Source organism: Rhizobium etli 8C-3 (assembly GCF_001908375.1).
In the GTDB taxonomy this organism is placed as follows: domain Bacteria; phylum Pseudomonadota; class Alphaproteobacteria; order Rhizobiales; family Rhizobiaceae; genus Rhizobium; species Rhizobium etli_B.
On sequence record NZ_CP017241.1, the window covers coordinates 899,871 to 914,303 of the forward strand.

The following is a 14,433-nucleotide window of genomic DNA, read 5'->3' on the forward strand; positions in this document are numbered from 1 at the left end:
TATCGCGGGGCGGGCGTTATTGCCAGCGTTTTCAGTTGCGTCCGAACAGCCGCTCGATATCCGACAGCTTCAGTTCGATATAGGTCGGCCGCCCGTGATTGCACTGGCCGGAGCCCGGCGTCACTTCCATTTGCCGGAGCAGCGCATTCATTTCCTCCGGCCGGAGCCTGCGGCCGGAGCGCACCGAGCCGTGACAGGCCATGGTCGCGGCGACGTATTCGAGCTTGGCCGAAAGGCCACCGGCTGTGTCCCATTCGGAAATCTCGTCGGCAAGCTGGCGGATGAGGCCCTGCGCATCGACCTCGCCGAGCATGGCCGGCGTTTCGCGCACTGCAATCGCCCCCGGCCCGAAGCGTTCGATTGCAAGCCCAAGCTCTTTGAAGCCTTCGGCATGCGCCATCAGCCGGTCGCAATCCTCTTCCGGCAGGTCGACGATTTCCGGGATCAGCAGCACCTGTGACGGCAGCTGTTTAGATTGCAGCGCCTTTCGCATTGCCTCGAACACCAGCCGCTCATGTGCTGCGTGCTGGTCGACGATGACAAGCCCGTCATCCGTCTGCGCGACGATGTAGTTCTCGTGGATCTGCGCGCGCGCAGCGCCGAGCGGGTAACGGGGCGGCGGTTCTTCGCCTGGTCGGGGCTGCTGCCATGCCTGCGCCTGCGGTTCGGCGCGCGCAGCCGGCGTACTCAGTCCGTCGAAGGAGGCCTGCGGCCTTTCGCCAAAACCGCCGTTTGCAGAAAACGGACGCGATGGGGAGCTCCCGGCCGACCATGCGGCTTGCGCTGGCCGCTGGTAGCCCGGCTGGAAACCCGACCTGAAGGAGCGCAGCATACCGTCTGCGCCAGTCGTTGCCGCCCGGCTTCCGTCGCGCGCCAGCGCCTCGCGCACCGCACCGACGATCAACCCGCGCACGAGGCCCGGATCGCGAAAGCGCACGTCCGACTTGGCCGGATGGACGTTGATATCCACGAGCGCCGGATCGAGCGACAGCGACAGGACGGCCACCGGATAGCGCCCGGCCGGGATCGTCTCGGCATAGGCGCCGCGGATCGCCGAAAGGATCAGCTTGTCCTGGACCGGCCGGCCGTTGACGAAGGCATATTGATGGGCGGAGTTGCCGCGGTTGAAGGTCGGTACGCCGGCAAAACCGGTAAGCGCAATACCTTCGCGCTCGGCGTTGAGTTCGATTGCGTTATCGCGGAATTCCCTCCCGAGCACCTGCGCCATGCGCGCCAAATGGTCCTCTCCGGTTGCCGGAAACTCGAGCGTGCTGCGATCGGTGCCGGAAAGGACGAAGCGCACGCCGGGAAAGGCGATCGCCATGCGCTTGACGACTTCCGTGATGGCCGCCGCTTCTGCCTTCTCTGTCTTCAGGAACTTCAATCGCGCAGGTGTTGCGAAAAAGAGATCGCGCACTTCGACGATCGTGCCCGCATTGGAGGCCGAGGGTCTCAGATGCAGGATTTTGCCGCCAGCGACGGCGATCTCGTTGCCGCCCGCACTTTCCTTGCGGCGACTGGAAATACTGAGTTTCGCCACAGAACCGATGGAAGGCAGCGCTTCGCCACGAAAGCCGAGCGTGCGGATGTTGTCGAGCGTCGTGGAGATCTTGGAAGTACAATGCCGCTTCACGGCAAGCTCGAGATCGGCCGCATCCATGCCGGAGCCGTTGTCGCTGACCCGCAGCAAGCCTTTGCCGCCGCCGGACGTGGCGATCTCGATACGGGTCGCGCCGGCATCCAGCGCATTTTCGATGAGCTCCTTCGCCGCGCTCGCCGGGCGTTCGATGACTTCGCCGGCGGCGATCTGGTTGATGAGCGTTTCGGAGAGCTGTCTGATGGCCATGCGCCATTTTCGTGGATTCGCGTGTCCGAGGGAAGGGCGAAAAACGTTGCGCCTGCGAGCCATGTGATTTCCCCGTGAACCTTGCTTCCGCCTACCGTTAAGCCGCCGTTAGGAGAAAGCTGGCATTTTGATCGCACACAACCAGACAGTGCTATGAAATCGGATAGATGTGGGACGTGAAGGAATGAGTGCCGGCTTCGAAAAGGCGGACGCATCATCCGTGAGCGGTGAAATGCCGGCCGAAATCGACCTGCAGGCTGCGCTCTTCGATGCCTTTTCGGACGGTATTTCGGCCGCCCTCATTATCTACGACAAGAACGACCAGATGATTTTCGCGAGCCGCCAGGTGCTCGATTTCTTCCCGATTTCATCCGTGATGCTGAAGCCTGGAACCAGGCTTCGCGATTTTCTCGGCGCCGTCTATGACACAGGCGTGCGTCAGCAATATGTAGCCAGGCAGCCGGGCGTCCCGCTTGGTCGCGAGGACTGGTTGTCCCAGAAGATTGCCTCGCATTGGCGCGAGCGCTTCGAAATCGTGGAGCGCCATGGCAGCGACCGCTGGATCCGCCTGGTCAAGCGTCGTCTGCCGAGCGGCTATTGTGTATCGATTATTTCCAATATTTCCGAGGAAAAGAAGCGTGAGGAGCAGTGGCGCGCCGATCTCGAGCGTGTGCAACTGACCGAGGATATACTCGACAATCTGCCGTTCCCGCTCTTCGTCAAGGATCGCAACCTCACCTATGTCGCCGTCAACATTGCTTTCTGCGAAAAGTACCAGACGACTGTCGAGGAGGTGCTCGGCCGCAAGAGCGGGGATCTCTTTTCCCCCGAAGTCGCCAAGCGCTTCGAGGAGAGCGACCGACATGTACTGGAAACCGGCGAGATGTCCGTCGTGCGGCAGCGGCAGGTCGCCCGCGACGGTTCGGAGCGCGACATCGTCAGCCGCAAGCACCGTATCGGCAAGCCGGGACGCTATTTCATCGTATCCACGATGCAGGATCTGCCACGCGACGGCGCCGATCTCGACGAATTCGACCAGGCAACGTCCGTCACCACATCTAGCAGTCGATCCTATCGCCGCGCCTATGTGCCGCTGAATGGCGATTACGAGCGACGGCCGCCGGCCGCGATGGAAACGATCGTTCCGGAGAATTTCTCCGGCCGCAAGATCCTGGTCGTCACCGGCGACCTCGCTGCCGAAACCGCCGCCCTCCGTACGCTTGCGAAATACGGCTTCGAGGCCTGCTCGGTTCGCGGCGAGGACGAGGAAGAGCGCTTCCTCGAGATCGCAACCTCGTCCGGCATCGCGCTGGATCTTCTGGTCGTCGACAACCAGATGGGCATGCGCTGCCTGGAGCTTGCCGGACAATATGGCATCCCGGCGCTGGTCATGGATGGTTTCCAGCTTGCCAACGAGCTCACTTTCCAGATCGCCCGCCACTTCAACCGCAACAACAGCGCCGCCGCCCAAGGCGAGGCCGACTGGGAAATCAACACATCCTCCGAGGTGGATTTCCTCGAGGTGCTCGTGGCGGAAGACAACGACATCAACCAGATTGTCTTTTCCCAGATACTGGAAGGACTGGGTTACCGCTACCTGATCGCAGCCAGCGGCGACGAAGCTGTGCGACTTTGGGCGGAATACCGGCCGCAAATCGTGCTGATGGACATCTCACTGCCAGGATTGAATGGTTTTGAGGCGGCCCGCATGATCCGTCAGATGGAAGACAACCACGCGCACAAGACGCCGATCGTCGGCGTCCTGACGCAGGCATTCGAACGGGATCGCGCCGAATGTGCGAAGGCCGGAATGGATGACGTCATCATGAAGCCGGTCAGTCCGGACATACTGGAAACGCTGTTCCAGAAGCATCTTGCTGCAGAGCCGCTGCGGGCGCGCGTGTGAGCGCAACTCCTCAAATCTGGGGTATCAACTGAGCCGGACGGGGCCGGTTTACTATCGGTTTGTTAAGACTTGCCCGCCATTCTTCCGGGAGGGAGCGACGAAATCTCAGGTTGAATAATGAAGCCGGCGGACACACCCTTCTTGCCTGTGAGCCAGAATGAGCTTCAGGTCATGGCATACACCGATCCGCTGACTGGGCTCGGCAACCGCCATCGCATGCGCGATAGGGTCAGTCAGATCTCCACGGAACGCGCAAGCGATCCGGCTCCTTTCACCATCGGCATCGCCAATCTCGATTCATTCAAGCCCATCAACGATCTTTTCGGTTCTGCTGCCGGCGACGAAATTCTATGTCAGGTCGCCCACCGCCTGAAGGCATGTATTCCGGATGGCGCGCTGGTGACCCGCCACGACGGCGACGAGTTCGCTTTCGTGCTGCCGCTGATCTTCGAGCGCGCAAGCGCTGAAAAATTCGGCCAGATGATCCGCGAGGTGCTGTCTGCTCCCTATGATCTCGGCGACCGCAACGTGCGCCTTTCCGCCTCCTTCGGCTTTGCCATCTATCCTTTCGCCGGTGCGGAGTTCGATGAGCTCTTGAAAAGCGCTGAAACCGCTCTCTATCGCTCCAAGCGCCGCGGCCGCAGCCAGATCACCGTCTATTCGCGCGAGATCGCGCAGGAGATGAAGCGCGCAACGCAGCTCGAGCAGGCACTTCGAAACGCCATCATCTCGGACGCCATCGACGTACATTTCCAGCCGATCGTGTCACTGTCGAACAATCAGGTGGTCGGCTTCGAAGCGCTGGCGCGCTGGAACGATCCCGACCTCGGCTTTGTTTCGCCGGGCGTCTTCGTGCCGCTTGCCGAAGAGCGCGGCTTCATCGACGCGCTGTCGGAAACCTTGCTTCGAAAGGCTACCGAAGCCGCGCTCTCCTGGCCGCGCGAACTGTTCCTGTCGTTCAACCTGTCCTCCGCCCAGCTCATGGATCCAGGCACGAGCAGCAACGTGCTTTCCATCCTCGGACGCGTGGGCTTCGATCCGCACCGCTTGGAGTTGGAAATCACCGAAACGGCAGTCATGAGTTCGACCGATACCGCCCATCGCATCCTTTCCGATCTGCGCCAGGCAGGCGTGCGCATCTCGCTCGACGATTTCGGCACCGGACAATCGAGTCTCGGTCGCCTTCGCGACTTCATCTTCGACAAGGTCAAGATCGACCGCGCCTTCGTCTCGCGCATCAATTCAGACCGTGCCTCCGAGCATATCATCAAGGCGATCCTGACGATGTGCGACGGTCTCGATCTCGAAGTGGTTGCCGAGGGCATCGAAGATTATTCCGAAGCCGTGAAGCTGCGATCTCTCGGCTGCGGCATGGGGCAGGGCTACCATTTCGGCAAGCCGGCCGATGGCATCGCCACATTGCGTTTCCTCCACGAAAACTACTACGATTCGGCCGCTATCGATCGCGTTTCGGCCTGAGCCGTTCAAAGGCCGCACGAGGCTGTGCTGGCGCTGGCCGCGATGGTGTCGCGTCTGGGCCTGCCCTGATCCCTTTGTTCAGGCACCTGACGCTGGCGCGATGCGGCAATCGCTGCCCTGCGTTTGTCTGATCTTGCCGTAGAAAAAAGGCGGCGCCCGGTTGGGACGCCGCCGCCTAGAACATACGCACCGCGCTGGGATTACTTATTGGTCGAACCCGTAGCTGTCGGGTCTGACGGCATCGTGCCCGAAGGCGCCGGAGCCTTTTCAGCGGCCAGGGCCTGCAGGGTCTTGAATTCCGGAGCGGCCTTCAGAGATTCAGCCGTTTCCGTGGTCGTCAGCTTGAGGCTGCCGTCCTGGGTATTCTGTGTAACGGTGATCTTGTCCATCGGTACTGCAACGTTCTTTTCACCGATACCAATGAAGCCGCCGACACCGATCACAGCAGCAACCAGGCCACCATCCTTCTTCATGATCAGGTCGTTGACCTCACCGATGCTTTCGTTCTGACCGGTATAGACAGACTGGCCAATGTAGGAATTGGCGCTGATCTGGTCCGCACCCTGTTCTGTCAGGTATGCGCCTGAAGCGGCCATGTCGGTCGATGGAGCCGGCGCCGGAGCCTTAGCGTCACCTGCCGGAGCGGTTGCATCAGGCTTTGGTGCGGCCGGATCGGCCGGAGCCGTCTGGGTTGCATCGGGTGTTGCCGGCTGCGGTGCAGTCTGCGAGAATGCCGCCGGCGCGAAAGCCGTGGCAAACAAGGCGCCAGCGGCAACGGTCGTCAGAAGTTTGCGAGTCATTTCGAACCTACCTTTGTGTTCCTCGATTGGTCTTAAGCGCGGCCGCCGGTATTATTCTTTGGCGTCTTTTTCCGTGCCGGTTCACAAGGAAAATGGCTGGACAGGCTTTTGGTTCCGGAAACGGACATGGAAAGTTCGATGATTTTGCCAAAATTTAATCGAAATGCGTGTGATTTTGACTGTTACAACAATTGCGCCGCTCTTCGGATATCGATCAGGAGAGGCTCTCTGTGCGGCGGGCCACATAGCAGCCGATGCCGGTTCTAGACCAGCTAAAATCCCGCTGGGGGCAAGAGCGGTGCGGCAGTCATCGCCGTCGTGAAAGCATCCCTCTTGTCCTTTAGAATTGTGCCAACCTCAGTAAAAAAAGGCCATCGACCAAGCTCTGTCCAATGGCCCCTTTGCATGGCGGATCATCCTATAGCGAAGCTGCCGCACCTGGAGCAATCCGTCGGCGGCCGATCCCGCCAAGATCGGTCGTAGACGAAACCGCCGATCGCAATCGTTTTTCCTGGCGGAATGAAGTATGACTTAAGGCATATCCCACGAGCTTGCCTGAAACGTCTGCGTTTGGTCGTTCACAGCACATAGACTGGGTCGAAAACGCCCTTTACCGTCACACCAAGCTCCAGCAGCGCTCCGGCTTGCGGTTGCGACGAGCGTGCGGTGTCGTCGAGCCCTTCCCAGGCGGTCGTCACCGCCAGCCTGTCCGCATTGACGCCGATAAAGGCTGGGCAGGAGGGTTGTGCGGCAGGAACCTTGTAACGGGCGATGCGCAGGCCGTCCGGGCTGTACCGGTCGACGACGCCTGCACCCCAGCGGGCGTTCCAGATATAGCCATCCGAATCGCAGACGGAACCGTCTATGCCGCCGGGATCATCCATACTGTCGACCATGACGATCGGCTCGCCCGTCGGAAGCCCGCTCTGCGGATCGACCATGACGCGCATGAGACGGCTGATGCGGGTGTCCGTGTAATAGCCGATCGTGCCGTCGGGCGAAAAGCAGATCGAATTGGGAATGCTGATACCGCTGAAGATCTTCGTCACCCTGCCACCGGCGACGTGATAGATCGCGCCTGCCTGGGGTTCTGCCCGTTTGCTCATCGTGCTGATCCAGAGTGAGCCGGATGGGTGCGTGCGGCCGTCGTTCGAGCGGTTTTCCGGGTTGTCGTTTTCCAACGCGGCATAGAAGGTCAGATTGCCGCTGCCAGTATCGCGGACGAAAAGTCCTTCCTCGGTCGCAAGCAGCTGGCGGCTGGCGTCGATGCGTGCAAGCACGCTCGCCATCATCGGAAGCGGATGCACCTTCTTTTCCTCGGTGCTGAGGTTCAGTTCGTGCAGTTCCTTGCCGAGGATATTGAACCACCAGACGGTGTCGGTATCCGGATCGTAGGTCGGGCCTTCGCCAAGTACCGAATTGGTATTGCAAAGCGTCTTGCCCTCGAACTCGTAAATCTCGGTCATCTGCCTACGCTCCTACCGCTGCGTCATAGGCGTAAATGGTGGCCTTGGCGCGCTCGGCAACCTCTGCGGCCGTCATTCCGGGCTTGTAAATGCTGGTGCCGAGGCCGAAGGCAAGGATGCCCGCGTTTGTGTAATCGGCGAAATTTTTGTCGGAGACGCCGCCGACCGCCGCGATCACCAGGTCGGGCGGCAGAATGGCGCGGATGGCGGTGATGCCCGAGGGCCCGAGTACGCTTGCGGGGAAAAACTTCAGGCCGGTTGCCCCGGCGCGGGCCGCAGAAAGCGCCTCTGTCGGCGTGAAGACGCCCGGCATCGAGACCATGCCGTAGCTGCGCGCACGAATGATGACGTCTGGCTCGACATTCGGTGTGACGAGCAGCTTGCCGCCTGCATTGTGAAGGCTGTCGACTGCATCGACCGTCAACACGGTGCCTGCGCCTATCAGGCATTCCGGCGGCGCCATTTTGGAAGCGATCTCGATGGATTTGAAGGGCTCTGGCGAGTTCAGCGGGATTTCGATGGCGCCGAGGCCGTTCTCGATCAGCGCTCCGACGACGCTTTCGGTCTCCTCCGGCTTGATGCCGCGGAGAATGGCGATGAGCGGACGCTTCATGGAGGGAAAGGGAATGCGGTTGATCATGAGTATTTCCTCAATTCGGCCAGATGGCTTCGGCGGCGGCCGAAAGCCCACGGCGCACGGCGATATCGGCATCGATGACGGTATATTTCAGAGATAGGAACTTGAAGGCCGTTTCATAAAGGCCCCGAAGGCGGCCCGAAGCGACGAGCGTGACAGGCGTGTCGTTGGGTGCGTCGGAAAGCGCGCCGGCGATTTCAAGCCCGATCAGCGTGCCGGAAATCCTTGCCTGCGCGCCGGCGGCCGTCAATTTGTGAAGAAGCTGGCCCGAGCGTGCGGTAAAGAGAAGGTTCGACGCCATGGCAGGCTGCCTGAAAGCGGCCGAGACTGCCGCCCTGAAGGCGGAATGGTCTGCTTGAGCCTCTTCGGCGTTCGCAACGGCATGCGAAAGGATGGTATGCTTGCTGACCGCGTCGAAGAGTTCACCGGTCATGAAGGTCGAAAATCCGATCACTTCGCCGTCCTGAACATGAACCCATTTGGAGTGCGTGCCTGGCATGCACACGGCCTGCAATCCTTTGCTGTCCGGGCCAAGGGCGCCAAGCAGCTGTGTTTCCTCTCCGCGCATGACGTCGGGCGATGCCTTGTCGCGCTGGGCAAGGCCGGGGAGGATACGGACATCCCGGCTTTGGCCTGGAACGGAAACCGCGCCGGTGAGGATCGAGGAAATCGACGCGGGAACGTCAACATATCCCGCCTCGACCCAGCCCTGCTTTGCGCCGACCATGCCGCAGGCGATGACCGGAACGTTCTGTGGGACCGAAAGTGCGGCAAGATGCGAGGCCAGGACATCGGCAAAGCCGGTCTTGGCCGCCGTCGTCATTCCTTCGCCGCTGCGGCGTTCGCCGAGAATGCTGCCGTCCTTGCCGATCAGCCAGAGCCTGAAACTGCTCGTACCCCAATCCACCGCGACATAAACGGGATGTGCCATCAGAAAATGCCTCCGTCGACAATCAAGGACTGCGCCGTCACCGCGGCTGCGCAGTCGGATGCGAGAAACAGACAAGGGCCGACGATCGCGTCGGCATGCAGGACCTTCTTCAGGCATTGTCGCTTGATGGTCTGGGCAATGCCTTCTTCGGTTAGCCAGAGCTTCATCTGACGTTCCGTCACGATCATTCCCGGTAAGATGCAGTTGACGCGGATATTGTCGGGACCGAGCTTGCCAGCAAGGCTCTTGGTGAGACCGATTGCGGCTGCCTTGGCCGTGGAATAGGCCGGAAAGTCCGGCATGTTCAGGAGAAATGCGATCGACGACATGTTTATGATCGCGCCGCCGCCTGCCGCACGCATGGAAGGCGCTACTGCCTGGGCGGTAAAGAAGACATGGCGGAGGTTTGTTGCCTGGTTGTTGTCCCAGTATTCTTCGGTCACCGTATCGAAATCATGCCGGTCGTCCCAGGCAGCGTTGTTGACGAGAACGTTGATCGGCCCTGATTGCGCGACCACCGCGTCGACCGTCTGCCGGATCACGCCGACATTGCGAAGATCGGCCTTGAAGAAATGCACCGGATGTTCCGAATCGCGGGAAAGCCGCATGGCAAGTTCAACGCTTTCCGCTTCGGCTATGTCGATAAAGGAAACCTTCGCGCCCTGCCGGGCGAAGCCCTCGACGATCGCGGCACCGATGCCGGACCCGCCGCCTGTCACGAGTACGCAACGATCCCTGAATTCCGGAAACTGCGCGCCTACGCTCCTCACCGTATCCTCCCGATGTTCCATTATTCGGAACTCAATTTGACTATTTGGAATTATCTGATTACGCTGCCATTCGTGTCAAGGCCGACGGTAGGCGATCGATGGCTCCGCGAAAAGTTATATCGAGAGAAAGTGAAACGGGGACATTGGGTAAGGCGATCGCGCTGCTCGATCTCGTGACGCATTGCGAGCGTCCGATGCGCTTTACCGATATTTTAGCGCTTGCAGGCCAGCCGCGCGGCACGCTGCACCGCCAGCTTAGTCATCTTGTCGAGGAAGGGCTTCTGGAACTCGACACAGACGGCCGCTATGCGCCGGGGTTGCGGCTTCTCGACCTGGCGTCGCGAAGCTGGGCGAAGAATGAGTTCCGGCTGATAGCCGAACCGCATCTGAGGCACCTGCAGCAGATGAGCGGCGAGACCGTCCATCTCGGCGTCCTGCGCGAAACCTCCATTATCTACCTCGACAAGATCGAAGGTCAGCAGTCTGTTCGCATGTATTCCCAGATCGGCAATGCCTCGCCCGTCTATTGCACCGGCGTCGGCAAGGTTGCACTTTCGATTCTGCCGGACGATGCGCTGGAGGCGCTGGTGCAAAGACTCTCCTTCCATAGCTTCACGCCGCAGACGCTGGTCTCGGCCGAGGCATTGCTGAGCGAGGTGGCGGCAATCCGCAAAGCCGGCTTCGCCTTCGACCGTGAGGAGCATGAGCCAGGGATTTGCTGCATCGCGGCGCCAATCCGCATGGAGGATGGAAGCTTTACAGGTGGCGTTTCGATTACCGGTCCGGCTTACAGGCTGACGCTTGAGCGTCTGCAAGAATGGGCAGCACCCTTGAAGGAGACAGCGGAATGCATCGCGGATGCGATGCGGGTCCGTCTCGGCCCGCGCCGGTAGCAGCCTATGCGGCCAGACAATCGACTGGACGCTTCCGCAGAGCAGACTTATGATGCGTTCGATATTGAGATTTGGCTGCGAATCACGACAACTGCGGTAGCTTGTTAAAACGTATAGTCTCTTCGGCCATTGTATTCGGCCAGGTTGTTTTTGATTTCATGCGGGCGTGTGTTGACTTGCAGGCACAGATTGATCTGAAACGGCGCCGCCGCTCTTGAGAAGACAAAAAAGTAGATGACAGCACTGTCACGGGCATCCTTCGATGCGGATGGATATATTCAGGAAATCGCAAGCCTGAAGACCCAGTTCGATATCTTCCGCCTCATGAAGCGCCTGACGGAAGCTTGCCGAAGCCGCGCGTTCATGGTCCTCAACCTGCCGCCGGTCACGTCGTTCGAACTGCAAGGCGCGACTGTGATCACCAGTTGGCCGGCCGAGCTGCTGGCGCTTTATGATCAGGAAAACCTGCTGGTGAGCAGTCCCGTCATACGCCGGCTTCGTACGTCATCGGTCCCGTTTTTCGTCGATGTGACCAAGGGCCATAGGAGGGATGACGGCAAGACGGCGATGGCCGTGGCGCTTTTCGAGCGTTTCAAGATGATGCGCTGTGCCTTTTTCCCGACGCACGAGCCATCCGGCATGCGCGGCGCAGTCTCGTTTGCCGGTGATCGCGAGCAATTCGCGCCGGAAGAGATGCGCGACCTTTCCTATATCTCGATCCATGTCTTCGACAGGCTTGCCGAAATCCGCAGTCTCGATACGCGCATGACGGATGCGCTGACGGACCGCGAAGTCGATTGCTTGAACTGGACGGCGGCGGGAAAGACCAGTGCCGAAATTGCCGATATCCTCAACCTGTCGGAACATACCGTCAACCACTACCTGAACCGCGCAACGAAGAAACTCGACACGGTCAACCGGACGCAGGCGGTCGCCAAGGCGCTGCGCATCGGCATCATCAAGTAGAACTGCTGAAAATATTGGCAGTTTGGCTCAAAAGATGGGCACGGCCGCGTCTTTCGTCCGCTGCTATTGTCCGTCGCGTTCCTGCCCATCGCCCCAATTTGCCCGTCGCGCCCATTTGAAGGTGGCGCCGTCGCGTTTGGAGAAGGTGGGCTCGCCTGCCGTCCCGTCGCTTTGGCAGAGCTTCAGCCTGATCACCCCGCCCGAGCCGTGGGGCGGTGCGATGATGCGGGCCTGGGGGACCTCGCCGGCAAAACGGCTTGCGGCGACGAAGATATATTTCTCATCCTCCCACGGCACGTCCGCATCCTTGACCAGGCGGTGCATTTTTGAGCGGGCGACCCGGCGCGAAAAATGACACCAATCTGGCCGTGCGAGAGGACAGTCCGATGCATGCGGGCAGGGCGCGATCAGATGCGCCCCATTTGAGAGCAGTCGGTCACGCGCGGCAAGGATGCGGTTCCAACCTGCCGGCGTTCCAGGTTCGATGACGACGATCGTGTCGAGCGTCAGCGCCCAGAGCTTGTCGATCGACGCATCGATCTGATGCGGCTCTATCTCGTCGAGCACATAGGCGATAGTGACGAGACTGGCGGGCGCGATTTTCGGCAATACCTTGATAAGATTGCCATCGATCCATTCCGTCGGAAGGGCGAGCCGGCCCGACAGATGTCTTCCGACGTTGCGGATCGCGTCGCTTGCTTCCACCATCACGGCGCTTTTGATCTTTGGCCAGCAGTCCGTGGCCGCCCAAAGTGCCGAGCCTGGCCCAGCACCGATATCGACGAAATTCTCAGGGGCGAAATCGGGCCGGGCTTGCGAAATCATTTCGTATGCGGCGCGGATTGCGGCATATGTGGCGGGCAGCCTGGCGGCGAGATAAGCCTTGGCTGCGAGGCTATCGTTGATGTGGAAACTGCCGTCGCGCAGTTCCTGGCGATAGCGGCTGGAAAGGCGGGCTGCAGCCCGCTTCAGCCCATCGAGCGGCTGGCCCTCCAGCATCTCCTCCACCTGTTCCCGCAAGTCCCTTGGCAATTCCATCGCTGTCGCCCGCATTGATCATCACGCCATACAGCCGGGGGCGCCCCATGCCAAGCCGCATATGAAGCGCCTGCTTGAGCGTCATCTGGCACGGGCCTTGCTTCTTGTTTCGCAGAGGTCCAGAGGGGACTTTGGAAGAGCGCCACTAACAAACGGCGCCATCGGCAACCCGCCGTCGGCCAGCGTTGATGCATCTCTCCTGCATCCGTGGCCGGCGGCGGTTGTTGCCTTTTTGTAACGACCCTTTCGTGATGTCGCTCCAACCCCATGGTCTTGGGTGATTTTTCCTCTGGTCATTTCCGCACATTGTTCTACTTCGGCCTGCATTGCGCCGGGTATCGGGCAGACCGTTGCGGCCATCGGGGCGAAAGCCCGGCGGACCAGATGGCCGCAACGGTTTCGATAGCGCGCGATTTCCGTTGCCCTTGATGCCGATTTCATTTGGCTAAGCCGGAGCCCTCCACTATCTACGTCTCTTCAAAGACTATGCGTGAGGGTGGAATGACGGACGTCACCAAGGAACAAGTTCTCGAAACGCTGAAGACCGTGCGCGGACCCGACCTCGAACATAATATCGTCGAGCTCGGCATGGTTTCCGACGTCTTCATTTCGGACGGCAAGGTCTATTTCTCGATCACCGTTCCGGCCGAGCGCGCCAAGGAGCTTGAACCGCTGCGTCTGGCGGCCGAACGCGTCATCAAGGAACTGCCCGGCGTCAAGGGTGCGCTCGTGGCGCTGACCGCCGACAAGAAAGCGGCCCCTGCCTCCGCACCTGCCGCTAGTCCTGCTGCCCATGCCGGGCACGGCCACGAAGGCCATGCGCACGCGCCACAGCAACAGCCGCCACGCGCAGGCAAGATCGGCGTTCCCGGCATCAAGTCGATTATCGCGGTTGCCTCCGGCAAGGGCGGCGTCGGCAAGTCGACCACGGCGGTCAATCTCGCGCTCGGCCTGCAGGCCAATGGTCTGCGTGTCGGCATTCTCGACGCCGACATCTACGGTCCCTCCATGCCGCGCCTTTTGAAGATTTCTGGCCGGCCGACGCAGATCGACGGCCGCATCATCAATCCGATGGAGAACTACGGCCTCAAGGTCATGTCGATGGGCTTCCTCGTCGACGAGGAAACTGCGATGATCTGGCGCGGCCCGATGGTGCAATCGGCGCTGCTGCAAATGCTGCGCGAAGTCGCCTGGGGCGAGCTGGACGTGCTTGTCGTCGACATGCCTCCCGGTACCGGCGATGCGCAGCTGACGATGGCCCAGCAGGTGCCGCTGGCCGGCGCCGTCATCGTTTCCACGCCGCAGGACCTGGCATTGATCGATGCCCGCAAGGGGCTCAACATGTTCCGCAAGGTGGAGGTACCGGTTCTCGGCATCGTCGAGAACATGAGCTATTTCATCGCCCCCGATACTGGCACCCGCTACGACATCTTCGGCCATGGCGGCGCGCGCAGGGAGGCCGAGCGCATTGGCGTGAGCTTCCTCGGCGAGGTTCCGCTCACGGTGAGTATCCGTGAAACCTCGGATGCCGGCACGCCGCTCGTCGCGTCCGAACCGAACGGCATCGTTGCGGGCATCTTTCGCGATATTGCTGCGAAGGTCTGGGAACAACTCCACGGCCAGCCGCAGCGCCCCGCGCCGGCGATCATTTTCGAATAGCTGTTCGGTGCGCCGCATATCCCGAATTGTGGGGGAAATGTG

The 14,433-nt window shown here is 60.6% G+C and carries 12 protein-coding genes; 5 read left to right on the plus strand and 7 right to left on the minus strand.

The genetic code is table 11. The features are described from left to right. Nucleotides 1-31: 31 nt before the first annotated feature. Nucleotides 32-1,846 carry a DNA mismatch repair endonuclease MutL gene (gene mutL, locus AM571_RS04535; RefSeq protein WP_074060382.1) on the minus strand — a complete coding sequence of 605 codons (1,815 nt, stop codon included), beginning with the start codon at nucleotides 1,844-1,846 and terminating at the stop codon, nucleotides 32-34. A gap of 184 nt (nucleotides 1,847-2,030) precedes the next feature. Here mutL and AM571_RS04540 point away from each other — a divergent pair, with 184 nt between their 5' ends. Together AM571_RS04540 and AM571_RS04545 are read left to right on the plus strand one after the other, a co-directional pair. Next, a complete protein-coding gene (locus AM571_RS04540) occupies nucleotides 2,031-3,752 on the plus strand; it encodes a response regulator (RefSeq protein WP_074060383.1) in 1,722 nt (573 codons plus the stop codon). A gap of 114 nt (nucleotides 3,753-3,866) precedes the next feature. Further along, nucleotides 3,867-5,231: a putative bifunctional diguanylate cyclase/phosphodiesterase gene (locus AM571_RS04545; RefSeq protein ID WP_074060384.1), complete on the plus strand. Its 1,365-nt coding sequence runs from the start codon at nucleotides 3,867-3,869 to the stop codon at nucleotides 5,229-5,231. A 200-nt stretch (nucleotides 5,232-5,431) separates the two neighbouring features. Here AM571_RS04545 and AM571_RS04550 read toward each other — a convergent pair whose 3' ends face one another. From AM571_RS04550 to AM571_RS04570, 5 genes are all read right to left on the minus strand, one after another. Then, the gene (locus AM571_RS04550) at nucleotides 5,432-6,031 is read right to left on the minus strand and encodes a PRC-barrel domain-containing protein (protein ID WP_074060385.1); all 600 of its coding nucleotides are present in this window, start codon (nucleotides 6,029-6,031) and stop codon (nucleotides 5,432-5,434) included. Between the two features lie 578 nt (nucleotides 6,032-6,609). Beyond that, nucleotides 6,610-7,497, minus strand: coding sequence for an SMP-30/gluconolactonase/LRE family protein (locus AM571_RS04555; RefSeq protein ID WP_074060386.1), 888 nt, complete (start codon nucleotides 7,495-7,497; stop codon nucleotides 6,610-6,612). 4 nt (nucleotides 7,498-7,501) lie between these two features. Next, on the minus strand, nucleotides 7,502-8,134 hold the full coding sequence (locus tag AM571_RS04560; RefSeq protein WP_074063065.1) for a 2-dehydro-3-deoxy-6-phosphogalactonate aldolase: 633 nt from the start codon (nucleotides 8,132-8,134) through the stop codon (nucleotides 7,502-7,504). A gap of 13 nt (nucleotides 8,135-8,147) precedes the next feature. Continuing rightward, on the minus strand, nucleotides 8,148-9,065 hold the full coding sequence (locus AM571_RS04565) for a 2-dehydro-3-deoxygalactonokinase (protein ID WP_074060387.1): 918 nt from the start codon (nucleotides 9,063-9,065) through the stop codon (nucleotides 8,148-8,150). Further along, nucleotides 9,065-9,856 carry an SDR family NAD(P)-dependent oxidoreductase gene (locus AM571_RS04570; RefSeq protein ID WP_420493366.1) on the minus strand — a complete coding sequence of 264 codons (792 nt, stop codon included), beginning with the start codon at nucleotides 9,854-9,856 and terminating at the stop codon, nucleotides 9,065-9,067. Before AM571_RS04570 ends, AM571_RS04565 begins: the two co-directional genes overlap by 1 nt. A gap of 77 nt (nucleotides 9,857-9,933) precedes the next feature. Between AM571_RS04570 and AM571_RS04575 the strand changes: the two genes are divergently transcribed. Both AM571_RS04575 and AM571_RS04580 read left to right on the plus strand, forming a co-directional pair. Beyond that, nucleotides 9,934-10,728, plus strand: coding sequence for an IclR family transcriptional regulator (locus tag AM571_RS04575; protein WP_074060388.1), 795 nt, complete (start codon nucleotides 9,934-9,936; stop codon nucleotides 10,726-10,728). A 234-nt stretch (nucleotides 10,729-10,962) separates the two neighbouring features. Next, complete coding sequence (locus AM571_RS04580) at nucleotides 10,963-11,694, plus strand: helix-turn-helix transcriptional regulator (protein WP_074060389.1); 732 nt, start codon at nucleotides 10,963-10,965, stop codon at nucleotides 11,692-11,694. 63 nt (nucleotides 11,695-11,757) lie between these two features. Here the strand turns inward: AM571_RS04580 and AM571_RS04585 are convergent, their stop codons facing one another. Then, nucleotides 11,758-12,732, minus strand: coding sequence for a small ribosomal subunit Rsm22 family protein (locus AM571_RS04585; RefSeq protein WP_074060390.1), 975 nt, complete (start codon nucleotides 12,730-12,732; stop codon nucleotides 11,758-11,760). A gap of 501 nt (nucleotides 12,733-13,233) precedes the next feature. Here AM571_RS04585 and apbC point away from each other — a divergent pair. Continuing rightward, complete coding sequence (gene apbC, locus AM571_RS04590; RefSeq protein ID WP_074060391.1) at nucleotides 13,234-14,391, plus strand: iron-sulfur cluster carrier protein ApbC; 1,158 nt, start codon at nucleotides 13,234-13,236, stop codon at nucleotides 14,389-14,391. The last annotated feature ends 42 nt before the right edge of the window (nucleotides 14,392-14,433 follow it).

Excerpts from the sequence above, each read along its gene's own strand:
- AM571_RS04555 (WP_074060386.1), bottom strand. The coding sequence starts at position 7,497 with ATGACCGAGATTTACGAGTTCGAGGGCAAGACGCTTTGCAATACCAAT.
- AM571_RS04580 (WP_074060389.1), top strand. The coding sequence starts at position 10,963 with ATGACAGCACTGTCACGGGCATCCTTCGATGCGGATGGATATATTCAG.
- AM571_RS04540 (WP_074060383.1), top strand. The coding sequence starts at position 2,031 with ATGAGTGCCGGCTTCGAAAAGGCGGACGCATCATCCGTGAGCGGTGAA.
- AM571_RS04570 (WP_420493366.1), bottom strand. The coding sequence starts at position 9,856 with ATGGAACATCGGGAGGATACGGTGAGGAGCGTAGGCGCGCAGTTTCCG.
- AM571_RS04585 (WP_074060390.1), bottom strand. The coding sequence starts at position 12,732 with ATGGAATTGCCAAGGGACTTGCGGGAACAGGTGGAGGAGATGCTGGAG.
- apbC (WP_074060391.1), top strand. The coding sequence starts at position 13,234 with ATGACGGACGTCACCAAGGAACAAGTTCTCGAAACGCTGAAGACCGTG.
- mutL (WP_074060382.1), bottom strand. The coding sequence starts at position 1,846 with ATGGCCATCAGACAGCTCTCCGAAACGCTCATCAACCAGATCGCCGCC.
- AM571_RS04565 (WP_074060387.1), bottom strand. The coding sequence starts at position 9,065 with ATGGCACATCCCGTTTATGTCGCGGTGGATTGGGGTACGAGCAGTTTC.
- AM571_RS04550 (WP_074060385.1), bottom strand. The coding sequence starts at position 6,031 with ATGACTCGCAAACTTCTGACGACCGTTGCCGCTGGCGCCTTGTTTGCC.
- AM571_RS04575 (WP_074060388.1), top strand. The coding sequence starts at position 9,934 with ATGGCTCCGCGAAAAGTTATATCGAGAGAAAGTGAAACGGGGACATTG.